The 23,500-nt window shown below is 73.6% G+C and carries 22 protein-coding genes; 15 read left to right on the top strand and 7 right to left on the bottom strand.

The features are described from left to right. The first annotated feature begins 22 nt into the window (after positions 1-22). The 5 genes from Q2K19_RS04205 to serA all read left to right on the top strand — a co-directional run bounded on the left by Q2K19_RS04205 (position 23) and on the right by serA (position 8,144). Positions 23-2,458 carry a putative bifunctional diguanylate cyclase/phosphodiesterase gene (locus Q2K19_RS04205; protein WP_446839768.1) on the top strand — a complete coding sequence of 812 codons (2,436 nt, stop codon included), beginning with the start codon at positions 23-25 and terminating at the stop codon, positions 2,456-2,458. 182 nt (positions 2,459-2,640) lie between these two features. Next, entirely contained in the window at positions 2,641-4,527 is a 1,887-nt protein-coding gene (locus tag Q2K19_RS04200) for an acetolactate synthase large subunit (RefSeq protein ID WP_302767855.1), read from the top strand. Further along, on the top strand, positions 4,527-5,042 hold the full coding sequence (ilvN, locus tag Q2K19_RS04195; RefSeq protein ID WP_073832451.1) for an acetolactate synthase small subunit: 516 nt from the start codon (positions 4,527-4,529) through the stop codon (positions 5,040-5,042). The genes Q2K19_RS04200 and ilvN overlap by 1 nt, the downstream gene beginning before the upstream one ends. Before the next feature lie 94 nt (positions 5,043-5,136). Next, on the top strand, positions 5,137-6,150 hold the full coding sequence (gene ilvC, locus Q2K19_RS04190; protein ID WP_302767852.1) for a ketol-acid reductoisomerase: 1,014 nt from the start codon (positions 5,137-5,139) through the stop codon (positions 6,148-6,150). Positions 6,151-6,545: 395 nt separating this feature from the next. Further along, the gene (gene serA, locus Q2K19_RS04185; protein ID WP_302767850.1) at positions 6,546-8,144 is read left to right on the top strand and encodes a phosphoglycerate dehydrogenase; all 1,599 of its coding nucleotides are present in this window, start codon (positions 6,546-6,548) and stop codon (positions 8,142-8,144) included. A 61-nt stretch (positions 8,145-8,205) separates the two neighbouring features. Here the strand turns inward: serA and Q2K19_RS04180 are convergent, their stop codons facing one another. After that, entirely contained in the window at positions 8,206-8,562 is a 357-nt protein-coding gene (locus tag Q2K19_RS04180) for a hypothetical protein (protein ID WP_302767849.1), read from the bottom strand. 331 nt (positions 8,563-8,893) lie between these two features. After that, positions 8,894-9,769: an FAD:protein FMN transferase gene (locus Q2K19_RS04175; protein ID WP_302767847.1), complete on the bottom strand. Its 876-nt coding sequence runs from the start codon at positions 9,767-9,769 to the stop codon at positions 8,894-8,896. 222 nt (positions 9,770-9,991) lie between these two features. Between Q2K19_RS04175 and Q2K19_RS04170 the strand changes: the two genes are divergently transcribed. Together Q2K19_RS04170 and Q2K19_RS04165 are read left to right on the top strand one after the other, a co-directional pair. Then, a complete protein-coding gene (locus Q2K19_RS04170; RefSeq protein ID WP_302767845.1) occupies positions 9,992-11,023 on the top strand; it encodes a 3-isopropylmalate dehydrogenase in 1,032 nt (343 codons plus the stop codon). Between the two features lie 204 nt (positions 11,024-11,227). Further along, entirely contained in the window at positions 11,228-12,325 is a 1,098-nt protein-coding gene (locus tag Q2K19_RS04165; protein ID WP_302767843.1) for a branched-chain amino acid aminotransferase, read from the top strand. Positions 12,326-12,445: 120 nt separating this feature from the next. Here the strand turns inward: Q2K19_RS04165 and Q2K19_RS04160 are convergent, their stop codons facing one another. The 4 genes from Q2K19_RS04160 to Q2K19_RS04145 form a co-directional block, all read right to left on the bottom strand. Continuing rightward, entirely contained in the window at positions 12,446-13,195 is a 750-nt protein-coding gene (locus tag Q2K19_RS04160; RefSeq protein WP_446839693.1) for a tyrosine-protein phosphatase, read from the bottom strand. A gap of 58 nt (positions 13,196-13,253) precedes the next feature. After that, positions 13,254-13,712 carry a PRC-barrel domain-containing protein gene (locus tag Q2K19_RS04155; protein ID WP_302767841.1) on the bottom strand — a complete coding sequence of 153 codons (459 nt, stop codon included), beginning with the start codon at positions 13,710-13,712 and terminating at the stop codon, positions 13,254-13,256. 86 nt (positions 13,713-13,798) lie between these two features. Continuing rightward, positions 13,799-14,329: a carboxymuconolactone decarboxylase family protein gene (locus Q2K19_RS04150; RefSeq protein ID WP_302767839.1), complete on the bottom strand. Its 531-nt coding sequence runs from the start codon at positions 14,327-14,329 to the stop codon at positions 13,799-13,801. Positions 14,330-14,331: 2 nt separating this feature from the next. After that, positions 14,332-14,892, bottom strand: a complete 561-nt coding sequence (locus Q2K19_RS04145) for a peroxiredoxin (RefSeq protein ID WP_302767837.1) — start codon at positions 14,890-14,892, stop codon at positions 14,332-14,334. A gap of 362 nt (positions 14,893-15,254) precedes the next feature. Between Q2K19_RS04145 and cimA the strand changes: the two genes are divergently transcribed. Then, positions 15,255-16,835: a citramalate synthase gene (gene cimA / locus Q2K19_RS04140; RefSeq protein ID WP_302767836.1), complete on the top strand. Its 1,581-nt coding sequence runs from the start codon at positions 15,255-15,257 to the stop codon at positions 16,833-16,835. Positions 16,836-16,841: 6 nt separating this feature from the next. Here cimA and Q2K19_RS04135 read toward each other — a convergent pair whose 3' ends face one another. Then, positions 16,842-17,813 carry an endonuclease/exonuclease/phosphatase family protein gene (locus Q2K19_RS04135; protein ID WP_446839769.1) on the bottom strand — a complete coding sequence of 324 codons (972 nt, stop codon included), beginning with the start codon at positions 17,811-17,813 and terminating at the stop codon, positions 16,842-16,844. Between the two features lie 196 nt (positions 17,814-18,009). Here Q2K19_RS04135 and Q2K19_RS04130 point away from each other — a divergent pair, with 196 nt between their 5' ends. The 7 genes from Q2K19_RS04130 to Q2K19_RS04100 all read left to right on the top strand — a co-directional run bounded on the left by Q2K19_RS04130 (position 18,010) and on the right by Q2K19_RS04100 (position 23,495). Continuing rightward, positions 18,010-19,059 (top strand): AAA family ATPase, encoded by a 1,050-nt coding sequence (locus Q2K19_RS04130; RefSeq protein WP_302767833.1) that lies wholly within the window; start codon positions 18,010-18,012, stop codon positions 19,057-19,059. After that, entirely contained in the window at positions 19,056-20,147 is a 1,092-nt protein-coding gene (locus Q2K19_RS04125; RefSeq protein WP_302767831.1) for a DUF58 domain-containing protein, read from the top strand. Before Q2K19_RS04130 ends, Q2K19_RS04125 begins: the two co-directional genes overlap by 4 nt. Beyond that, positions 20,144-21,103, top strand: coding sequence for a VWA domain-containing protein (locus Q2K19_RS04120; RefSeq protein WP_302767829.1), 960 nt, complete (start codon positions 20,144-20,146; stop codon positions 21,101-21,103). The genes Q2K19_RS04125 and Q2K19_RS04120 overlap by 4 nt, the downstream gene beginning before the upstream one ends. A 47-nt stretch (positions 21,104-21,150) precedes the next feature. After that, a complete protein-coding gene (locus tag Q2K19_RS04115; RefSeq protein ID WP_302767827.1) occupies positions 21,151-22,011 on the top strand; it encodes a S1C family serine protease in 861 nt (286 codons plus the stop codon). A gap of 105 nt (positions 22,012-22,116) precedes the next feature. Further along, positions 22,117-22,425, top strand: coding sequence for a hypothetical protein (locus Q2K19_RS04110; RefSeq protein ID WP_302767825.1), 309 nt, complete (start codon positions 22,117-22,119; stop codon positions 22,423-22,425). A 9-nt stretch (positions 22,426-22,434) separates the two neighbouring features. Further along, positions 22,435-22,860, top strand: coding sequence for an alternative ribosome rescue aminoacyl-tRNA hydrolase ArfB (arfB, locus tag Q2K19_RS04105; protein WP_302767824.1), 426 nt, complete (start codon positions 22,435-22,437; stop codon positions 22,858-22,860). A gap of 86 nt (positions 22,861-22,946) precedes the next feature. After that, a complete protein-coding gene (locus Q2K19_RS04100) occupies positions 22,947-23,495 on the top strand; it encodes a GNAT family N-acetyltransferase (protein ID WP_302772263.1) in 549 nt (182 codons plus the stop codon). Positions 23,496-23,500 lie beyond the last annotated feature (5 nt).

Below are 23,500 nucleotides of genomic sequence, written 5' to 3'. Positions count from 1 at the left end.
GGTCGTGCACTTCCCCCCGGGCATGGTCGCTGCCGCGGTGCTGAGCGCGCTCGTCGCCGCCGGCCCCACCGCGCTGCTGGCCGGGTCGGCCCGCCGCCGGGTCGGGTCGCACCGCCAGGCGCACCTGCTGCTCGTCGCGGCCGCCGGGGTCGCCCTGCTCAGCCTGCTCGTCGGGGTCACCGCCGTGCTGCTCGCCGCCGACCACTGGGCGCACCACCAGGGGCAGCGGACCGGCTGGGCCACCCTGATCTCCGTAGGCAGCACGCTCAGCGGGCTCGCCCTCGCCGCCGCCCTGCTCCGGCTGCCCGACGCCGCGGCCACCCGGGCCGCCACCGCCCGGCTGCTGCTCGACGGCGTGATCATGGGGGGTGCGCTGTGGTTCGTCGGCTGGGTGGTCTTCACCGAGCCGACCCGGCTGCTCGGCGCGGCCACCCCGATCGCCTGCGTGCCCATCGTGTTGACCACGATGAGCGCCGCGCTCACCGCCGGGCTCACCCTGATCATGGTGCTCCGGGCCGCGCCGCCGCGCGGCCGGCTCGCCCTGCTCGGGGCCGGGGTGACCGGGGTGACCGCCGGCGGGCTCGGCCTGTCGGCCGGCCTCTGCCAGGCCGGCCCGGACATGGCCCTCACCGGCGCGGGGCTGCTCGCCGCCGGGCTGCTGGCCACCGCGCTGGCGGTGCACCGGGTCGACCTGCCCGGCCAGGTGCACGTCGACCTGATCCGCCGCGACGGCGAGTACGCCTTCGTGCCGATGTTCGCGATGGCCGCCTCGGCGATGTACCACCTCGTGGAGGGTGGGCGGTTCGACGCGTTCGGCATCGTCGCCGGCAGCGTCGAGGGCTTCGCCCTGGTGGCCCGGCAATATCTGGCCCTCAACGACGTCCGGGGGTACGCCGGCCGGCTGGCCGAGCGGGAGGCCCACTTCCGTGAGCTGGCGCACACCGACCCGCTCACCGGCCTGGCCAACCGGCGCGGGCTGCTGCGGGCGCTCCAGCGCTGCGCCGAGGCGGGCGTCCCGTGCGTGCTGCTCGGGCTGGACCTGGACGGCTTCAAGAACGTCAACGACATGCGCGGGCACGACGTGGGGGACGCGGTGCTGGCCGAGGTGGGCCGGCGGCTGCGCGGCAATCTGCGTCCCGGCGACCTGGCCGCCCGGCTCGGCGGGGACGAGTTCGCGGTGCTCATGCACGGCGGGAGCGACCCGGGCCCGGTCGCCGAGCGGCTGCTCGGGGTGCTCGGCCGCCCGTACGGGGAGGCCGACGCGCCGGTCTTCCTCTCGGTCAGCATCGGGGTGGCCGCCGACTGCGGGGACACGGACGTCGAGCTGCTGCTGCGCAACGCCGACCTGGCGCTGCGCTACGCCAAGCAGCGCGGCAAGAACCGGATCGAGCGCTACGACGCCACGTACGACCGGCTGCTGCGCCGGCGCACCACGCTGGAGCACGAGCTGCGCGGCGCGATCGAGCGCGACGAGCTGCGGCTGGCCTTCCAGCCGGTGGCGTCGCTGCCGTCGGTCCGCCCGGTGGGCGCGGAGGCGCTGCTCCGCTGGCACCACCCGGAGCTCGGCAACGTCCGCCCGGACGAGTTCATCCCGCTCGCCGAGGAGTGCGGGATGATCTCCAAGCTGGGCGCCTGGGTGCTGCACCAGGCCTGCTACCAGCTCTCCCGGTGGCTGGCCGACGGGCACGACGTCTGGGTGTCGGTGAACGTCTCGCCGCGCGAGCTGCACGCCCCGGAGTACGTGGTCCAGGTCGCCGACGCGCTGCGCGCCCACCACGTACCGCCGCAGCGGCTGGTGCTGGAGGTCACCGAGCACGCCGTCGCCACCGACCTGGACGAGCTGATCCGCCGGCTGAGCGCGCTGCGCCTCACCGGGGTGCGGATCGCGCTGGACGACTTCGGCGCCGGCTACTCCTCGCTCGGGCAGCTCCGCCGGCTGCCGATCGACATCCTCAAGATCGACCATGGCCTGGTCGCCGAGCACGAGCCGGTCCGGCCGGTCGGCCGGGACGGCCCAGCGTTCGCCCCGATGGTCGACATCGTGATGCGCCTCGGGCACCACTTCGGCCTCGAGGTGATCGCCGAGGGCGTGACCAATCCCACCGAACTCGCCGCGGTGGTCGCCGCCGGCTGCCGGTTCGGGCAGGGCGCGCTCTTCGGCTGGGGGGTGCCGGCCGAGCACCTGGAGGCGATGCTGGAGGCGGCCACCTCGCCCGGCGCGCGGCCGGCCCCGCTGCCGCCGGCCCCACCACCCCCGCCGGTGCGCCCCGGCCCGTCACCGCTGCTGCCGCGGCTGCGGTCGAATCCACCCGCGTCGGTGCCCGCGCCGCGTCCCTCGAACGAGGGATCTTCGCAGGTGGCGAGGGCCGCCGAGGGCGCGTCGGGGGCCGACACGCCCACGTCCGTGAACCAAAATGTGGGATCAGTTGACTCATCGCGTGAGATGCGTCAGGCTTAGCCACATGTCGTCGAACCGGTCGCTGCGAGTACTTACCTGAGCGCACTCTCCCTGAGCGAGAGTGCGCTGGCCCCGTGCATCTGCACGTGGGCCGTTTTTGTTGCCGTCGGACCATCGCCGGGACGCCCGCGTTCCACCCTGAGAAGCGCATCACCCACTCCAGCCGAAGGCTTTGAACCGCCATGACGAGACCCACGCCAGAGACCCTCGCCAACTCCGTCCGGCGATCCCGCCCGGCCGCCGAGCCGGCGGGTGACACCGACCACGCCCCCGCCCCCCGCAACGGCTCCGTCCCGGCCGCCCCGGCCGTAGGGCAGCCCGCCTCGGCGCAGGTCTCCGGCGCCGGCTCGCTGGTGCGGTCGCTCGAGGCGCTCGGCGTCGACGTCGTCTTCGGCATCCCGGGCGGCGCGATCCTGCCGGCGTACGACCCGCTCTACGACTCCACCGTCCGGCACATCCTGGTCCGCCACGAGCAGGGCGCCGGGCACGCCGCCACCGGCTACGCCCAGGCCACCGGCAAGGTGGGCGTCTGCATGGCCACCTCCGGTCCGGGGGCGACCAACCTGGTCACCCCGATCGCCGACGCCTACATGGACTCGGTGCCGCTGGTGGCGATCACCGGCCAGGTCGCCCGCCCGTCGATCGGCACGGACGCCTTCCAGGAGGCGGACATCCAGGGCATCACGCTGCCGATCACCAAGCACAACTTCCTGGTGCAGACCGCCGACGAGATCCCGCAGGTCCTGGCCGAGGCGTTCCACCTGGCCTCGACCGGCCGGCCCGGCCCGGTTCTGGTGGACATCCCCAAGGACGTGCTCCAGGCGCCGACCACCTTCACCTGGCCGCCCACCCTGGACCTGCCCGGCTACCGGCCGACCCTGCACCCGCACGGCAAGCAGATCCGCGAGGCGGCCCGGCTGATGAGCAGCGCCCGCCGCCCGGTGCTCTATGTGGGCGGTGGCGTGCTCAAGGCCGGGGCCACCGACGGGCTGCGCCGGCTCGCCGAGCTGACCGGCATCCCGGTGGTCACCACCCTGATGGCGCTCGGCGCGTTCCCCGACTCGCACCGGCAGCACCTGGGCATGCCCGGCATGCACGGCACGGTCGCCGCGGTCTACGGCCTGCAGAAGGCCGACCTGATCGTGGCGCTCGGGGCCCGCTTCGACGACCGGGTGACGGGCAGGCTGGACTCGTTCGCCCCGGACGCCACCGTCGTGCACGCCGACATCGACCCGGCCGAGATCGGCAAGAACCGGCACGCGGACGTGCCGATCGTGGGCGACGCCCAGCACGTGATCGAGGAGCTGATCGCCGCGGTCACCAGCGAGCGGTCGGCCCGGCTGGCCGCCGACCTCGGCGACTGGTGGAACCAGCTCGACGACCTGCGCCGGCGCTACCCACTGGGATACGAGGAGCCGGCCGACGGCACCCTCTCCCCGCAGTACGTGATCAAGCGGCTGGGCGAGATCGCCGGCCCGGACACCGTCTACGTGGCGGGCGTCGGCCAGCACCAGATGTGGGCCAGCCAGTTCATCTCGTACGAGAAGCCGTACACCTGGCTCAACTCCGGCGGCCTCGGCACCATGGGCTACGCCGTCCCGGCGGCGATGGGCGCCAAGGTCGGCAAGCCGGACACCACGGTCTGGGCGGTGGACGGCGACGGCTGCTTCCAGATGACCAACCAGGAGCTGGCCACCTGCGCGCTGGAGGGCATCCCGATCAAGGTCGCCGTGATCAACAACGGCAACCTGGGCATGGTCCGGCAGTGGCAGACCCTCTTCTACGGGGAGCGCTACTCCAACACCGAGCTGGGCACCCACAAGCACCGCATCCCGGACTTCGTGAAGCTGGCCGAAGCGCTCGGCTGCGTCGGCCTGCGCTGCGAGAACGCCGCCGACGTGGACAAGACCATCGAGGCGGCCATGGCGATCAACGACGCCCCCGTGGTCATCGACTTCGTGGTCGGCAAGGACGCCATGGTCTGGCCGATGGTGGCCGCCGGCACCAGCAACGACGAGATCATGTTCGCCCGGGGCGTCCGCCCCGCCTTCGACGAGGACGAGCTCTGATGACGATGCACACGCTGTCCGTCCTGGTGGAGAACAAGCCGGGTGTCCTGGCCCGGGTCTCCGGGCTCTTCTCCCGGCGTGGCTTCAACATCGACAGCCTGGCCGTCGGCGAGACCGAGAACCCGGACGTCTCCCGGATCACCATCGTGGTCAACGCCGAGTCGTCCCCACTGGAGCAGGTCACCAAGCAGCTCAACAAGCTGGTCAACGTGCTCAAGATCGTGGAGCTGGATCCGCAGGTCTCGGTGGCCCGGGAGCTGCTCCTGGTCAAGGTCCGCGCGGACCGCAACGCCCGCGGCCAGGTGCTGGAGACGGTGAACCTGTTCCGGGCCCGGGTGGTCGACGTCGCCCCGGACACGCTGACCATCGAGGCCACCGGCACCCCCGACAAGCTCGACGCGCTGCTGCGCGACCTGGAGCCGTTCGGCATCAAGGAGATGGTCCAGTCCGGCACCGTGGCGATCGGGCGCGGCTCGCGCTCCATCACCGCCGGTCCGGCGCTGCGCGCCGCCTGAGCACCACCCGGTCGGCGCGGTGCCGCGCTGGCCGGACCCGCACCGCACAGATTCACGACGGGCCGAAGCGGGCCGCCGTAGGAAAGGGAAGTCAATGAGCGTTGAGGTGTACTACGACGACGACGCCGACCTGGGCCTGATCCAGGGCCGCAAGGTCGCGGTGATCGGGTACGGCAGCCAGGGCCACGCCCACGCGCTGTCGCTGCGTGACTCCGGCGTCGACGTGGTGATCGGCCTGCCGGCCGGCTCGAAGAGCCGGCCGAAGGCCGAGGAGCAGGGCCTGCGGGTGCTCACGCCGGCCGAGGCGGCGGCCGAGGCCGACGTGATCATGATCCTGGCGCCGGACACCGCCCAGCGCGGCCTGTACGCCGACTCGATCGCCCCCAACCTGGCCCCCGGCAAGGCGATCTTCTTCGGCCACGGCTTCAACATCCGGTACGGCCTGATCCAGCCCCCGGCCGACGTGGACGTGGCGATGGTCGCCCCCAAGGGCCCGGGTCACCTGGTCCGCCGCCAGTACGTCGACGGCAAGGGCGTGCCCTGCCTGGTCGCCGTCGAGCAGGACGCCAGCGGTAACGCCTTCGGCCTGGCCCTGGCGTACGCCAAGGCGATCGGCGGCACCCGGGCCGGCGCGATCAAGACCACCTTCACCGAGGAGACCGAGACCGACCTCTTCGGCGAGCAGGCGGTGCTCTGCGGCGGCGCGGCGGCGCTGGTGCAGACCGGCTTCGAGGTGCTCACCGAGGCCGGGTACGCGCCCGAGGTGGCCTACTTCGAGTGCCTGCACGAGCTGAAGCTCATCGTCGACCTGATGTACGAGGGCGGCATCGCCCGGATGCGTTACAGCATCTCCGACACCGCCGAGTACGGCGACCTCTCCCGCGGCCCCCGGGTCATCGACTCCCGGGTCAAGGAGGAGATGCGCAAGATCCTCGGTGAGATCCAGTCCGGCGAGTTCGCCCGCGAGTGGGTCGCCGAGGACGAGGCCGGCCGGCCGAACTTCGCCAAGTGGCGGGCCGAGGGCGCGGCGCACCCGATCGAGGAGACCGGGCAGAAGCTGCGCGCCATGATGAGCTGGGTGGACCGGCCCATCACCGAGACCGCCTGACCCCGGGTCGGGCCGAACCGACGCGGCCCGTGGCGCGACGCTCTCCCCGGCGTCGCGCCACGGGCCGCGTCACCCTCGCCCGTCCGCCGGCGGCCGTTGCGCCCGCGCCCCCGCCGGGCGGTGAGCTGCCGCGACCCGGTTCGGGCCCACCTGGTGGGACCGGGTGACGGACGCCTCGGCCCGGGCGGGCGGGGTGAACGGCCGATGACAGGCGGGCGACCACCCTGTGTGAGGGCCCTCACCCCGCGGTCCGGGACACGCCGTCCGGACCGCCCCTTACGATCCCTTACAGGTGCTTCAGCCGGCACCTGACGGCCATGGCCCGGAGCAGCGCAGGGCGCATCGCGGCGTCCCGACGCCCCGGGCCGACCGCACACGAGCGTCTACGAGGACCGATGAATCCTGTCGTACTGATCGCCGAAGAACTCGCTCCCGCCGCCATCGACGTGCTCGCGCACGACTTCGACGTGCGCCACGTCGACGGCACCGACCGTCCGGCCCTGCTCTCCGCGCTCTCCGAGGCGGACGCGGTGATCGTACGCAGCGCCACCCAGATCGACGCCGAGGCGATCGCCGCCGCGCCGCGCCTGAAGGTGGTCGCCCGGGCGGGCGTCGGTCTGGACAACGTCGAGGTGCCGGCCGCCACGGCGCGGGGCGTCATGGTCGTCAACGCCCCCACCTCCAACATCGTCTCCGCCGCCGAGCAGGCCGTCGCGCTGCTGCTCGCCGTGGCCCGCAACACCGCCAGCGCCAGCGCCGCGCTGAAGGCGGGCGAGTGGAAGCGGTCCAAGTACACCGGCGTCGAGCTCCAGGGCAAGACCGTGGGCGTGGTCGGCCTCGGCCGGATCGGCGTGCTGTTCGCGCAGCGCATCGCTGCCTTCGGCACCCGGCTGATCGCGTACGACCCGTACATCCAGCCGGCCCGCGCCGCCCAGCTCGGCGTCCGCCTGGTCGGGCTGGAGGAGCTGCTGCGGGAGAGCGACTTCATCTCGATCCACCTGCCCAAGACCCCGGAGACCGTGGGTCTGATCGGCGAGAAGGAGCTGGGGATCGTCAAGCCCGGCGTCCGGATCGTCAACGCCGCCCGGGGCGGCCTGGTCGACGAGCAGGCGCTGGCCGACGCGATCGCCGAGGGCCGGGTCGCCGGCGCCGGCATCGATGTGTACGCGAAGGAGCCGTGCACCTCCTCGCCGCTGTTCGCCTTCGACAACGTGGTGGCCACCCCGCACCTGGGCGCCTCCACCCACGAGGCGCAGGACAAGGCCGGCCTGGCCGTGGCGAAGAGCGTCAAGCTGGCGCTCCAGGGCGAGTTCGTGCCGGACGCGGTGAACGTGCAGGCCGGTGGCGTGGTCGCCGAGGACGTCCGGCCGCTGCTGCCGCTGGCCGAGAAGCTCGGCCGGGCCTTCACCGCGGTGGCCGGTGGGATCGCCGCCAGCGTCACCGTCGAGGTGCGCGGCGAGATCGTCAATCACGACGTCTCGGTGCTCAAGCTCGCCGCCACCAAGGGGCTGTTCAGCTCGGTGGTGGAGGAGCAGGTCACCTACGTCAACGCGCCGCACCTGGCCGCCGAGCGTGGCGTCGAGGTCACCCTGGCCACGCAGGCCGAGACGATCGACCACGCCAACCTGGTGACCGTACGCGGCGCGCTGCCGGACGGCCGGACGGTCAGCGTCTCCGGCACGGTCACCCAGGCCGGTGCCCGGGACGTCCTCAAGCTGACCGAGGTGGACGGGTTCGACGTGGAGATCGGCGCGGAGGGCATTCTGGTCTTCCTGCGCTATGTCGACCGGCCGGGCGTGGTCGGCACGGTCGGCACCCTGCTCGGCGAGGCCGGCGTCAACATCGCCGCCATGCAGGTGGCGCGCCGGGAGGCCGGTGGCGAGACGCTGATGACGCTCACCGTCGACCAGGCGCTCGGCGCGGACCTGCTCAGCTCGGCCGCCGACTCGATCGGCGCGGTCGCGGCGAGCGCCGCCGACCTGCGCGACGAGTAGGTCCGGACAGGACGGATCGGGGGCCCGGCCGCTCGGCCGGGCCCCTCGTCGTGTCGGTCGGTCAGGGGGTGACGCGGGCCGGCGGTGGGTAGACCGAACCGTCCTGGGCGTCGAAGAGCATCAGGTCGTGCTCGCCGGCCAGCCGCTCGATGTCGAGCAGCACCTGGTCCGCGCAGGTGGGGAAGAGGTTCAGCTCCACGTGGTCGCTGGCCGCGTGCAGCGGGGTGACCTCCCACGGGGTGCCCGGACCGGCCGGGCGGTCCGGATACGCGGCGGTGATCGCCCGGTAGAAGCCGACCACCCGGGGGTCGGGGTACTGGTCGCCGTGCCGTCCCTCGCGGCACCGCCGCACCGCTGCCCGTACGTCGTCGGGCGTGGCTCCGGGGGGCAGGGCCCACACGCTCAGATCGAAACTCACGGCGGACAGCGTGCCATCCCGGCTGCGCGGCGTCACCCCTGCCCCGTGGCAGGCCAGGGGGTGCGGCCCGATTTCGGCCCCGCGACGGTCCGCTGTGGAGACTCTTGCGTCGAGTTGCGTCGATTCGCTAGCGTACCCGTGCGGTTACTGGCTGAGTTGAGAGTCCGGCCCGTCTTCGGGTGGCGTGGTCGGACGTTCGGCCCACCGGCCCGCACCCCTCGATTGCGCGAGCCACGCGCACTCGTCGCTGACCGGCCCCCACGGTCGTTGCCGAGACCGTGGGGGCCGATCGCGGGCCGCGTCCCGGGTGCGAAGCGCGGGGCGACGGCGGTCAGCGCCGGCGGTGCGCGAAGAGCGCCTGGTAGTCCGAGCCGTTGCGGAACCAGGCCAGGCCGGCCGGCCCGGCGGCGTAGAGGGCGGTGGCGTAGGCGTCGGCCACCGCGAGGTCCGGTCCCACCACCGTCGCGGCGACCAGTTGGTCGACCGGCTCGCCGGTGTGCGGGTCCACCACATGCCCTCGGCGCCCGCTCACCCCGGAGGTGCCCACCGCGCCGGTCGTCATCTCCAGGACCAGCGGCGCCCGGTGGGCGTCCGTCGGGTGGTGCACGGCCACCCGCCACGGGCCGCCGTGCGCGGCGTGGCCACGGACGGTGAGGTCGGCGCCGCTGAGCACGGCGTAGTCGTGGACGCCGGCGGCGCGCAGCCGGGCCGCGGCCCGCTCCACCGCCCAGCCGCCGAGCAGGCCGCCCGGGTCGAAGCCGCCCGGCACCGCCCAGGCGTCGAACCATCCGTCGGTCGCCGCCCGCATGGCGGCGCAGCGGTCCACCAGGTCGGCCAGCGGGGGGTACGACTCCGGGCTGATCTCGTCCCGCCGCAGCCTCGACACCAGGCTGTCCGGCTGGTTCGGCCCGTACGTGAGGTCGATGGCCCGCAGTTCGGCGACCGCGTCCCGCAGCGCCTCGCCGACACCGCGGCGGCCCAGCCACTCCGGCGCGTTGAGCAGCAGGGTGTACTCGGCGGTGGAGGTGCGGACGGTGTGCTGCACGCTGATCCGGTCGCCGGCGCCGCCGCCGGCCCGGTCGACCCGGTGGCTACGGGCGCCGAGGCGCAGGTCGGGGCGGCGGCTGAGGAAGGCCGCCTGGTCGATCCATCGGGTCCGTGGCTGCTCGTCGGTCCAGCGGGCCCGCCGCTGCTCGTCGATCCGCATGGCACCTGCTCCCTCGCTGGCGGCGCCGCAGCGCCGCGGCGAAGCCGGTCCCGGGCCCCCGTCGACCCGCTCCCCCCGACCCTAGGATGCGGAGTTGACCGCTCCATGAATGCCGCCTGGGAACCTGCTGAGCATCTGCGTTTCCCGAATGTTGGAAGACGCGTACCGGGAACCGGGACGGCGACGTACCGTTGCGCTGAACGACGAGGTGAGGAGCGCCAGGTGGCACGGATCGCGGTGGTGGCCGGGGACGGGATCGGACCCGAGGTGGTCGGTCAGGCCCGGAAGGTCATCGACGCCGTGCTCCCCGGGGTGGCGGCCACCGAGTACGACCTCGGCGCCGACCGCTACCACCGCACCGGTGAGGTGCTGCCCGACTCGGTCCTCGACGAGCTGGCCGGGCACGACGCCATCCTGCTCGGCGCGGTCGGCGACCCGACCGTGCCGCCGGGCGTGCTGGAGCGCGGTCTGCTGCTCAAGCTCCGCTTCGCCTTCGACCAGTACGTCAACCTCCGCCCCTCCCGGCTCTGGCCGGGCGTGCCCGGGCCGCTGGCCGCGGTGAAGCCGGGCGAGGTCGACCTGGTGGTGGTCCGCGAGGGGACCGAGGGCCTGTACGCCGGCGCCGGCGGCTCGCTGCACCGGGACACCCCGGCCGAGGTGGCCACCGAGGAGAGCCTGAACACCCGGCACGGCGTGGAGCGGGTGATCCGGGACGCCTTCGCGCGGGCCCGCCGTCGCGAGCGGCGCAGGGTGACCCTGGTGCACAAGACCAACGTGCTCACCCACGCCGGCTCGCTCTGGGCGCGGGCCTTCGAGGCCGTCGCCGCCGAGCACCCCGACGTGACCACCGAGTACCAGCACGTCGACGCCGCCGCGATGTTCCTGGTGACCAACCCGCAGCGCTACGACGTCGTGGTCACCGACAACCTCTTCGGCGACATCCTCACCGACATCGCGGCCGCGGTGACCGGCGGCATCGGGCTGGCGGCCAGCGGCTGCATCAACCCGGAGGGGCGCTACCCGTCGATGTTCGAGCCGGTGCACGGCTCCGCGCCGGACATCGCCGGCCGCGGGGTCGCCGACCCGGTCGCCGCGGTGCTCTCCGCCGCGCTCCTGCTCGACCAGCTCGGGCACGCCGACGCCGCCGCGCGGGTCACCGCCGCGGTCGGCATCGAGCTGGCCAACCGCACGCCCGGGGCGCCGCTGCGCACCGAGGAGGTCGGCGACCGGCTCGCCGGGTACGCCGTAGCCTGACCGGGCCGTCACCTCGGCCCGGATCCGGGCCGCCAGACCCGTACCCGGGCCCACTCCGTCCGGTCGCCCGGCGCGCCGCCATCCGGTGCGCTCGATGTGCCGGGGCGGAGCTATCCGCTGAACGACCGTTCGGGGTAAGTTTCTGGCACCAGTGACGTCGGCGTGCGATCACGCATGCCGTGGACCCGCAGGGAGGTCAGCGCGATGAGCGGTGGTGACAAGCTCGATTTCGAGATCCGTCCGAATACCGCGCCGGTATCCGCCGCCGACCGGGCCGCCCTGCTGGCGAACCCGGGCTTCGGCCGGGTGTTCACCGACCACATGGTGACGATCCGGTACGCCGAGGGCAAGGGCTGGTACGACGCCCGGGTGGAGGCCCGCGCGCCGATCCCGATGGATCCGGCCGCCGCGGTCCTGCACTACGCCCAGGAGATCTTCGAGGGGCTCAAGGCGTACCGGGGTGCGGACGGCGCGGTGACCATGTTCCGGCCGGAGGCGAACGCGGCCCGCTTCGCCGCCTCCGCGCAGCGGCTGGCGATGCCGGAGCTGCCGCAGGAGACCTTCGTCGAGTCGCTGCGCCGGCTGGTGGAGATCGACCAGGACTGGATCCCCGAGCAGGAGGACGCGAGCCTCTACCTGCGCCCGTTCATGTTCGCCAGCGAGGTCTTCCTCGGCGTGCGCCCGGCCAACGAGTACCTCTACTGTGTCATCGCCTCGCCGGCCGGGGCGTACTTCCCCGGCGGGGTCAAGCCGATCACCGTCTGGGTCTCCCCGGACTACACCCGGGCGGCGCCGGGCGGCACCGGCGCGGCGAAGTGCGGCGGCAACTACGCCGCCTCGCTGGTGGCGCAGGCGGAGGCCATCGAGGCGGGCTGCGACCAGGTGGTCTTCCTGGACGCGGTGGAGCGGCGCTTCGTCGACGAGCTGGGCGGCATGAACGTCTTCTTCGTCTATGACGACAACACTCTGGTCACCCCGCCGTTGACCGGCACCATCCTGCCGGGCATCACCCGGGACGCCATCCTCACCCTGGCCGCCGAGTCGGGGCATCGGGTCGAGGAGCGGCCGGTCAGCTTCGCCGACTGGCAGGCGGACGCGGCCAGCGGCCGGCTTCGTGAGGTCTTCGCCTGCGGCACCGCCGCGGTGATCACCCCGATCGGCGGGGTGCGCTTCCCGGACGGCGAGTTCCTCGTCGGCGGCGGTGAGCCGGGCCGCTCCACCATGGCCCTGCGGCAGCAGCTGGGCGACATCCAGCGCGGCCGCGCGGCGGACCGGCACGGCTGGGTGCGGCGCGTGCTCTGACCGGGTCTTCGCGTTGACGGCCGGCACCGCGCGGTGCCGGCCGTCGCGCGTTCCGGCCGCCGGCCGGTCCGGACCGCCGAGGGCCGGACGCGGCGGAGCGGCGCGCCCGAGCCGGCGGGGTCAGTCCAGCAGGTGGTCGCGGAGGGCGTCGAGCTGAGCCTCGGTCACCCCGGCGTGGCGCAGGTAGCCCTCGACCGAGCCGTACCCCGCGCGCAGTTCGGTGAGGAAGAGCATCATCGCCTCGGCGGGGGAGGCGAGGAAGGGCGGCGGCAGTTCCTCGGCCTCCGGCGTGGTGGCCCGCACCCAGGCGCTGAACCGCTCGGACGCCTCGGTGCTCAGCGCGTAGTCGGCGGCGATGTCCACGTCGGCCACCCCGAGCACGGCCAGGGTGAGCCCGCAGACGATGCCGGTGCGGTCCTTGCCGGCGACGCAGTGCACCACCACCGGTGCGTTGGCGCTGTCGGCGATGAGGCCGACCGCCTCGGCGAGCCCGGCGGTGCCGGTACGGGCCAGGTCGGCGTACCGGTCGGCGAGGTAGCGGGCCAGGCTGGTACCAGGCTCGTACCTCTGCTCGGCCCAGTCCTGGTGCTCGGGGTGGATGTGCCGGTAGGCGAGCCCGTCGTAGGCCGGCACCCGGCCGTCCCGCGCGACCTCGGTCGGCCTGCGCAGGTCGACGACGGTGCGGATGCCGAGGGCGGTGAACGCCGCCTGGTCGGTCTCGTCGATCCGGTGCAGCGAGTCGGAGCGGTAGAGCCGCCCACGGCGGACCGTACGCCGGTCGTGGCCGGTCAGCCCACCGACGTCGCGGAAGTTGAACAGGGCGGGGAAGGGGTTCCGGTGCGGGGTGTCCAGAGCGTCCACCCCTGACACGGTAACGGCCGGCGGGGCATCGAGCTGCCCCGCCGGCCGCCTGTGCAGGTGTCTCCGTTTACCGGGCGGTACCCGGCGGGATCGACGAGTAGGTGTCGTCGTAGTAACCGCCGAGCTTGTCCCGGTACGCCGGGTCCGTGTCGGTGGCCTCGTCGAACTCGGGCGCGGCCTTGATCTGGTCCTTGCTCCGGTCGACGTAGACCTTCCGCTCGTCGTGGTCGACGTGGTTGACGGTGCCGGCCGGCAGCATGACCTTCTTGCCGAAGATCCACGGCCCGGTGTCGACCACGAGGAAACTGGAGTTCACCTCGTGGCTGGCCCGGTCCACCTTGCCGATACCGCCGTCGCTCGCCTCCACCTTGTAGCCGACCAGGTCCACGCCGGTCACCCCGGCGTCGTCCCGGTAGCTCCACGGATCGAAACGCCCGGCGGGCGCGCCGCCCGCGAAGGCGCCCTGACCACCCTGGGTCAGCGGATCCGGCGTCCCGTGGGTCGTTCGAGGGTCGAGCCGCTCCATGGCGTCAACACTCCCTTTCTCGACTTTTGGGGGATGTGCCTGTCGGATCCCTTCCTACCCGGATGCGAAGATCGATACACCCGGAATCACGCCAGCGCGGCCTCCGCGTCCAGGGCCACCGCGGCGGCGTGCACGACGGCGGCGATGCGCAGCCCCTCGTGCACCTGCTCCCGGGTGAACCCGGCGGCGCGCAGGGTCTTCTCGTGCGACTCCAGGCAGACGCCGCAGCCGGTGATCGCCGAGACGGCGAGGCACCAGAGCTCGAAGTCGCCCTTGTCCACGCCCGGCCGGGCGATGATCTGCATCCGCAGCCGGGCCGGCATCGAGGCGTACTGCTCGTCCCCGATGAGGTGCTTGGCCCGGTAGTAGACGTTGTTCATCGCCATGATCGTGGCCGCGCCCTTGGCGGCCTCGATCGCCTCCGGCGTGAGGTGGTCGGCCGCCTCGGCGACGATCTCCCGCAGCACCACCGGGTTGCGCGCGGCGACGGCGCAGGCCAGGGCGGTGCCCCAGGCCTGCCCGGGCGGCAGCGTCGAGGTGCTGACGGTCGAGCCGAGGTTGAGCTTGATGTCCTTGGCGTACTCGGGCAGAGCCGCCTTGACCGCGTCCAGACCCACGGTCAGGCCCCGGCGCCCGCGAGCAGCGCGTTGGCGTCCAGGGTGGCGCCGCCCTTGTTCCAGTTGCACGGGCAGAGCTCGTCGGTCTGCAGGGCGTCCAGCACCCGCAGCACCTCGGAGACGTTCCGGCCGACCGAGCCGGCGGTCACCATGGCGAACTGGATCTCGTTGTCCGGGTCGACGATGAAGGTGGCCCGCTGGGCCACGCCGTCCTCGCCGAGCACGCCGCAGGCGGTGGTCAGCTCGCGCTTGATGTCGCTGAGCATCGGGAAGGGCAGCTCGCGCAGGTCCGGGTGGTCCTTGCGCCAGGCGTAGTGGACGAACTCGTTGTCGACGGACACGCCGAGGACCTGCGCGTCCCGGTCGGCGAACTCGCCGTTGAGCCGGCCGAACTCGGCGATCTCCGTCGGGCAGATGAAGGTGAAGTCCTTCGGCCAGAAGAACACCACCCGCCACTTGCCCTGGTGGGACTTGTGGTCGATCGTGTCGAACGCCTTCTCGGCGTCCAGCGACACGCAGGCGGTGAGTTCGTACTCGGGGAAGCGGTCACCGACGGTGAGCACAGGTCCTCCTTGACAGCGGCAATTCACCGGCCAGCGGCCGGTAACTGGATCGGTTCCAGATACTTCCCGCAGCCGCGTTTCCGCCGCACAGCGGCCGGGGACCTTGTGAAGTCGATCACCGGTGCGGCGTTCCGCCCCGGTTCCGTCCGGCGGACGGGTGAACACCACCCTCCGTCACTGTCTCGACATGTGGGTTTTGCCTCCCAGAACCGGGAGCGAAGTGGCAGAGTACGGACCGTGACCAGCTCCGTCCTGATTATTGACAGCTAGCGCGCCGGCTTCCCTCTCGCCGAGCGCGCAGACCTCCCGCATCCGCGGGGGGTCTTTTTGTTGCTCCCCGCAGGTTCGAGACGAGGACTCCCATGACCTTCCAGGTGTACGACACGACGCTGCGCGACGGCGCGCAGCGCGAGGGGCTCAGCTACTCGGTGGTCGACAAGCTGGCGGTGGCCCGCCTGCTCGACGACCTCGGGGTCGGCTTCATCGAGGGCGGCTGGCCGGGCGCCGTCCCCAAGGACACCGAGTTCTTCCGGCGCGCCCGCACCGAGCTGGACCTGAAGCACGCGATCCTGGTCGCCTTCGGCGCCACCCGCAAGGCCGGGGTGGCCGTCGACGCCGACCCGCAGGTGCGTGGCCTCCTCGACGCCGACACCCCGGCCGTGGCGCTGGTCGCCAAGGCGGACCTGCGGCACGTCGAGCGGGCGCTGCGCACCACCGCCGGGGAGAACCTGGCGATGATCCGCGACACGGTGACCTACCTGGTCGGGCAGGGGCGACGGGTCTTCGTCGACGGGGAGCATTTCTTCGACGGCTACCGGCACGACCCGGCGTACACCGCCGCGGTGCTGGAGACGGCGCTCGCCGCCGGGGCCGAGCGGTTCGTGCTCTGCGACACCAACGGCGGGATGCTGCCCTCCCAGGTCACCGCCGCCATCGCCGACGTCACCGCGCGTACCGGCGTCGCGCCGGAGCTGCTCGGCATCCACTGCCAGAACGACACCGCCTGCGCGGTCGCCAACACCATCGCCGCCGTCGAGGCCGGCGTCCGGCACTTCCAGGGCACCGCCAACGGGTACGGCGAGCGCCCCGGCAACGCGGACATCTTCGCGGTCGTCGCCAACCTCCAGCTCAAGCTCGGGCTGCCCGTCCTGCCGGAGGGCTGCCTGGAACAGATGGTGCGGGTCTCGCACGCCATCGCCGAGATCGCCAACATCGCCCCCGACACCCACCAGGCGTACGTCGGGGCCGCCGCCTTCGCCCACAAGGCGGGGCTGCACGCGAGCGCGATCAAGGTCGACCCGTTGCTCTACAACCACGTCGATCCGTCGGTGGTGGGCAACGACATGCGGATCCTGGTGACCGAGATGGCCGGCCGGGCCAGCATCGAGCTCAAGAGCCGTGAGCTGGGGCTGGACCTGGCCGGCCATCCGGAGGCGCTCGCCACGGTCACCAAGCGGGTCAAGGAGCTGGAGGCCGGCGGCTGGTCGTTCGAGGCCGCGGACGCCTCGTTCGAGCTGCTGGTCCGATCCGAGCTGCCGGGTCGGGCCGCGCCGCGCCCGTTCGCCCTGGAGTCGTACCGGGTGCTGGTCGAGCACCGCGAGGACGGCGCGGTGGTCTCCGAGGCCACCGTGAAGATCCGGGTACGCGGTGAGCGGGTGATCGCCACCGCGGAGGGGAACGGCCCGGTCAACGCCCTGGACGAGGCGCTGCGGACGGCGCTGGCCCGGCACTACCCGGAGCTGCGCGACTTCGAGCTGGCCGACTACAAGGTGCGCATCCTGGAGGGCAGCCACGGCACCGGGGCGGTGACCCGGGTGCTGGTGGAGACCGCCGGCGCGGGCCGCGACTGGACCACCGTCGGCGTGCACCCCAACGTGGTCGAGGCGAGCTGGCACGCGCTGGTCGACGCGCTCACCTACGGCCTGGACCGGGCCCGCGTCTGAGCCGGCTCACGCGGCGGGCAGCCGCAGCTCGGCCAGGACGGCGCGGTGGTCACTGCCGGGGAGGGGGTGCACGTCGACCGAACGGACCGCGATGCGCCGGTCGGCCAGCACGTGGTCGATGGTGACCGGCGGGATCGGGTCGCCGTCGTACGGGCCCCAGGTGCCGGCGAGCCCCGCGCCGGCCTGGTCCGCCGCGTCGACGTAGCCCGTGGCGATCAGGTCGCGCAACGGCGCGTGGTCGAGGGTGGCGTTGAAGTCCCCGGCCAGCACGCTCAACCGCCCCCGGGGGGTGGCGTGCGGCTGTCCGCGCAGGTCGGTCCACCAGTCCGGGACCACCTCGACGGCGTACGGCGCGGCCGGGTGCGCCGACTCCACCCGCAGGGGTGGCGCGCCCGGCACGGCCAGCGTCCCGTACGCCTGGGTGAAGGAGAAACCCTGGTTGCGGCGGAAGCCGACCTCACTGAGCGGGTAGCGCGCGTACAGCCCGGAGCCGGTGGTGCCGACCTCGGGGTTGAGCTCCCGGTACGGCAGCAGGGCGGCCAGCCCGAGCCCGTCCAGCTCGGCGGCGATCGGCGGGGTGAACTCCTGCACGGTCAGCACGTCGACCCGCTGCGTTCGGACCAGGTCGACCAGCGCGGCCGGATCGGCGCCGCCCTTCAACAGGTTCGCGGTGAGCAGGCGCACCGTGGGGCCGTGCACCGCCGGCTGACCGGAGCCGACCGCGCGGGGTGCCACCGCCCCGATCAGCGCCAGCGCGGCGGCCGCCGCCACCGCCGCCGGGGCGACCCGGCGCAGGGCGAGCGCCAGCACCAGCGGCACCAGCGATCCGGCCGCGACGTACGGCGTGAAGGCGATCGCCTGCACCAGTGGCCCGCGCTCCCCACCGGCCAGCCGGAGCACCGCCCACACAGCCGTGGGCGCGACGGCGAGCCAGCAGGCCGGCGCCACGAGCCGCCCCGCCCGCCCCGCCTGCAGCAGCGTCGTCACGGGCGTCACCGTACCGGCCGACGGCCGCTCGCGATGCCCGGCAGATCTGTCCCCGGTTGCGCCGCCCGGCCCCGGTCGCGCCGTTGCGGCCCGGCCGAGGGGACTCGTCCCGGTCCGGCCTGGGAAGGGGTGCCGAGGGGCCGATAATCCGACGTTTGTCCCACCGCCAGCCCGGGAAGCAAGCACCGTGACGGACATCTCGGACACCCTGGCCAGCGTGCCCAGCCCGGTCGATGCCGACGCGAGCGGCGTCGAGCTGGAACAGACCCTCTTCGAGGTCAAACGCGTGATCGTCGGGCAGGATCGGCTCGTCGAACGCCTGCTCACCGCCCTGGTCGCCGACGGCCACTGCCTGCTGGAGGGCGTGCCGGGCGTGGCCAAGACGCTCGCGGCGCAGACCCTCGCCACCGTCGTCGGCGGCACCTTCTCCCGGGTGCAGTTCACCCCGGACCTGGTCCCCTCGGACATCGTCGGTACCCGCATCTACCGGGCGTCCAGCGAGCGCTTCGACGTCGAGTTGGGCCCGGTCATGGCGAACCTGGTGCTGGCCGACGAGATCAACCGGGCCCCCGCCAAGGTGCAGTCGGCGCTGCTGGAGGCGATGGCTGAACGGCAGGTCTCCATCGGGGGCCGCAGCTGGCCGGTCCCCGACCCGTTCCTGGTGCTCGCCACCCAGAACCCGATCGAGTCGGAGGGCGTCTACCAGCTCCCCGAGGCACAACGCGACCGGTTCCTCATGAAGGTCGTCGTCGACTATCCGAGCGACGCCGACGAACTGGCCATCCTCTACCGGATGAGCACCGACCGGCCGACAGCCCGGCAGGTCCTCGACCCGGCCCGGTTGCGGGAACTCCAGCGCCGGGCCGGCGAGGTCTTCGTCCACCATGCCCTCGCCGAGTACGTGGTCCGGCTCATCCTCGCCACCCGGGACCCGGGCCGGTTCGGGCTGCCCGAGATCGCGCCGCTGCTCGCGTACGGGGCGAGCCCCCGGGCCACCCTGGGCCTGGTCGCCGCCGCCCGCGCCCAGGCGCTGATCCGGGGCCGCGAGTACGTCCTCCCGGAGGACGTCCGGGACCTGGCCGTCGACGTGCTCGCCCACCGGCTGGTGCTCTCCTTCGACGCGGTGGCCGACGGGGTCTCCGCCGAGGCGCTGGTCCACCGGCTGATCGAGGCGGTGCCACCGCCCCGGGTCGTCGCCGGCCAAGCGGAGGCGGCGCCCGACCTGGCGGCGGCATGAGGCGCCGGGACGCCCCGACCCTGCCCGAGCCCGGCCTGGCGGACCTCACGCCCGACCAGCGGCTGCGGCGGCTGGAACTGACCGTCACCCGCCGGCTCGACGGACTGCTGCACGGCCAGTACCGCGGCCTGCTGCCCGGCCCGGGCAGCGAGGTGGCCGGCAGCCGCGAGTACCGCCCCGGCGAGGACGAGGTGCGCCGGATGGACTGGGCCGTCACCGCCCGCACCACCGTCCCGCACGTCCGCGAGGTCGACGCCGACCGGGAACTGAGCACCTGGCTGCTGGTCGACGCCAGCCCGAGCATGGAGTACGGCACCGCCACGCTGGACAAGCGGGAACTGGCGGTGGCCGCCGTGGCGGCGGTCGGCTTCCTCACCGCCGGCGTCGGCAACCGCCTCGGCGCGCAGGTGCTCGCGCCGGACGGCGTACGCCGGTTCCCGGCCCGGGGCGGGCGAACCCACCTGCTCGGACTGCTGCGCGCCCTGCTGGCCGCGCCGCGTGCCGACGGCTCCGGCTCGGCGCCGCGGACGCCGCGCCCCGGCCCGAGCCCGGCGGCCGGCGGGTCCGACGTGGACGGCCGTCGGCCGCTCGCCTCCGAGGGCGCGCGAAGACCCGGCGACGCGCCGCCGACGCTGGCCGACGGGCTGGCCGGGATCCAGCGGATGGCCACCCGGCGCGGCCTGGTGGTGGTCATCTCCGACTTCCTCGACGGGCTGCCCGACGACCCGGACGCCGCCCCGTCCTGGGAGGCGGCGCTGCGCCGGTTGGCCGTCCGGCACCAGGTGCTCGCTGTCGAGGTGACCGACCCGCGAGAGCTGGAACTGCCGGACGTCGGCCTGATCACCCTGGTCGACCCCGAGACCGGCCGGCGGCGCGAGGTGTGGACCGGGGACCGGACCCTGCGGGAGCGCTACGCGCAGGCCGCCGCCGCCCAGCGCGACCAGCTGGGCCAGGCGCTGCGCCGGTCCGGCGCGACCCACCTGGCGCTGCGGACCGACCGGGACTGGAGCGCCGACATCGTCCGGCACGTGCACGTCCAGCGGCGGCTGGCCGCCGCCCCGGCCGCGTCCCGGGGAGGAGCCGCATGAACTGGCAGTCACCCGCCCGGCTCTGGCTCCTGCTCGGCGTCGCCGCCCTGGTCGTCGGTTACCTGATGATCCAGCGCCGGCAGAGCCGGTACGCGGTCCGCTTCACCAACCTGCGGCTGCTGGACCGGGTCGCGCCGCAACGGCCGGCCTGGCGCCGGCACGTGCCGGCGGGTCTCTTCCTCGCCATGCTCGCGTTGCTGGTGGTCGGCTTCGCCCGACCCAGCGCCGAGGTACGCGTGCCCCGGGAACGGGCCACCGTGATGGTGGCGGTGGACGTCTCCACCTCGATGCTCGCCGGCGACGTCGATCCGGACCGGCTGACCGCCGCCAAGGAGGCCGCCAGCCGGTTCGTCGACGGCCTGCCGGACGAGTTCAACGTCGGGCTGGTCGCCTTCGCCGGCAGCGCGGCGGTGCTGGTGCCGCCGAGCACCGACCGGGACGCGCTGCACGAGGGGATCGAACGGCTGGCGGAGGGGATCACCGGCGTCCAGGGCACCGCCATCGGGGAGGCGATCAGCACCTCGCTGGGCGCGGTGAAGAGCCTGGACGCCAAGGCCGCCAAGGATCCACCGCCGGCCCGGATCATCATCCTCTCGGACGGGGCGAACACCTCCGGGATGGACCCGATGGAGGCCGCCACCCAGGCGGTCGCCGCCAAGGTTCCGGTGCACACCATCTCGTTCGGCACGGCGTCCGGCTTCGTCGACCGGGGTGGGCGGGCGATCCAGGTGCCGGTCGACGGGCAGACCCTGAAGGCGGTCGCCGAGCAGACCGGGGGCCGCTTCCACGAGGCGTCCTCCGTCGCCGAGTTGCGCGCCGTCTACGAGGACATCGGCACCTCGGTCGGCTACCGCACCGAACGGCAGGACATCTCCGCGCGGTTCATCGGGCTGGGCCTGGTCTTCGCGATGGGCGCGGCCGCGGGATCGCTGCGGTGGTTCTCCCGCCTGCCCTGATCCGCACCACCTGACGGCAGCACGGCACGACACGTGAGGAGCCAGGTATGGCAGTGCAGACCGGACTCGGCGAGCCGCGCGGCCCGTGGTTCGTCTCGCCGGAGCTGGACCCGGACGGGCGGGGGCGCTGGGACGTACCCGGCTCCGAGCGGGGCCCGGGGCGGCGGGGCTGGCGCAGCCGGCTGCTGAGCGCGCTGGCGGTGGTGGCGCTCTCCACCGTCTCGGGCGCGGCGGCTGGCAGTTGGGTGGCCGACCGGGACGCGCCGGGACCGGCCGCGGCCTCCGCGGCGCCGGTGCCGGCCGAACTGGTCACCGCCGCCGAGAAGACCGTGCCCGGGGTGGTCTCGGTGATGGTCGGCGGCGGATCCGGCGCCTCGGCGAGCGGGTCCGGCTTCGCCATCGACCACGAGCAGCACATCGTGACCAACGACCACATTCTGGCCCGGGGCGGCTCCGGTCCGGTGACCGTGGAGACCTCGGACGGCCGCCGGTTCACCGCCGAGGTGGTGGGGCGGGAGCCGAGCAGCGACCTGGCGGTGCTCCGGGTGCCGGCGTCGGCCGGGCTGACGCCGCTGCCGCTGGCCAAGCCGAACAGCACCCGGGTGGGGGAGCCGGTGCTGGCGATCGGTTCGCCGCTCGGCCTGGCCGGCACCGTCACCGCGGGCATCGTCAGCGCGCTCAACCGGCAGGTGCGCATCGGCAACGGCCGGCACAGCGCGGTGCAGACCGACGCCTCGATCAACCCGGGGAACTCCGGTGGTCCGCTGGTCAACGCCCGGGGCGAGGTGGTCGGGGTGAACACGGCCATCGCCACCATCGACGGCAACGGCTCGATCGGCATCGGCTTCGCCATCCCGATCGACCAGGTGCAGCAGACCGCCGACACCATCATCGGCCGGGGCGGCTGACCGCCCGCGCGGCCGCGACCTGCGCAAGCTCGCCGTACTGTCGGATATCCGGCCCGGGACCATCGGGCCATGGAAATATTACGCTGAGTATGGATACTGGCGTGGGTGGAGCAAGCTGTCATCGCGGCCCTCCTCCTGGTGGGCCTGATCATCGGCGCCGGCGTCGGCGCGTCCTACGCCCGTGCGAAGCGGGGCTGGAAGGACTACCAGACCATCCGGACCACCGTCCCGGGCGCCCGCCGCACCGCGTGGCTGGCGATCCGGGCCGTGGTCACCAAGATCGGCGTGATCGCGCTGCTGCTGGTCGGCGCGGCCGCGTACGCGGCGGCCGGGTCGGACCACGAACGGGCGGACCCGGCGCCCACCACGACCGTGACCCCTACCCCCACCCCGACCCCACGGTCGGGGCGCTAGCCTCGGGGCGTGGACGATGGACTGCGGGTGACCGACCGGCTCGTGGTCCCCGGCACCGAGCTGCGGGAACGCTTCTCCCGCTCCTCCGGGCCGGGCGGGCAGGGGGTCAACACCACCGACTCCCGGGTGGAACTGAGTTTCGACCTGGCCGGCTCGCCCAGCGTGCCGGAGCCGCTGCGCACCCGGGCCCTGGACCGGCTCGCCGGGCGGCTCGTCGACGGCGTGCTGACCGTGACCGCCAGCGAACACCGCGCGCAGATCTCCAACCGGGAGGCGGCCCGCGAGCGGATGACCGCCCTGCTGCGCGAGGCGGTCGCGCCGCCCCCGAAGCCGCGCCGCGCGACCCGCCCGTCCCGCGCCGCGAAGGAGCGGCGGCTGGCCGAGAAGAAGCGCCAGTCCCAGCGCAAGCGCGACCGCCGGGTGGACGGCGACTGACCGCGGCGTACCGGAAAAGGGTTTGAGGCCGGGTCGGGGCGCCACCCAGAATCCGCCGGGTGCCCACCGACTTCTCCGTCAAGCCCATGCTCACCGGCGATCAGGTGCTGCTGCGCCCGTTCGTCGACGACGACGCCACCGCCTTCGCGGCCATCCTCAGCGACCCCGAGGTGGGTCGGCTCACCGGCAGCCCGCCGGACGACGTGCTCGACGCGGGCCGGCTGCGGGCCTGGTACGGCAGCCGCAACAGCCAGACCGACCGGCTCGACCTGGCCGTGGTGGACCGGGAGACCGGGGCCTGCGTCGGCGAGGTGGTCCTCAACGAGTGGGACCGGCACAACGCCGGCTGCAACTTCCGCACCCTGATCGGCCCGGCCGGGCGTGACCGGGGACTCGGCACGGAGGCCGTCCGGCTGATCGTCGGGTACGGCTTCGGGCAGCTCGGCCTGCACCGGATCTCGCTGGAGGTGTTTGCGTTCAACCCGCGCGCCCGCCGGGTGTACGAGAAGATCGGCTTCGTCGTCGAGGGCACGCTGCGGCAGGTGCTCCGGGACGGCGACGGCTGGGGGGACGCCACCGTCATGTCGATCCTCGCCCCGGAGTGGGCGCGCCACCGGGGCCACCCGGAGGGCTGAGTCCG

It is taken from the genome of Micromonospora sp. NBRC 110009, assembly GCF_030518795.1.
Taxonomy (GTDB): Bacteria; Actinomycetota; Actinomycetes; order Mycobacteriales; family Micromonosporaceae; genus Micromonospora.
The sequence above is the reverse complement of the archived record's forward strand: the minus strand, read 5'-3'. Positions and strand labels throughout refer to the sequence as shown.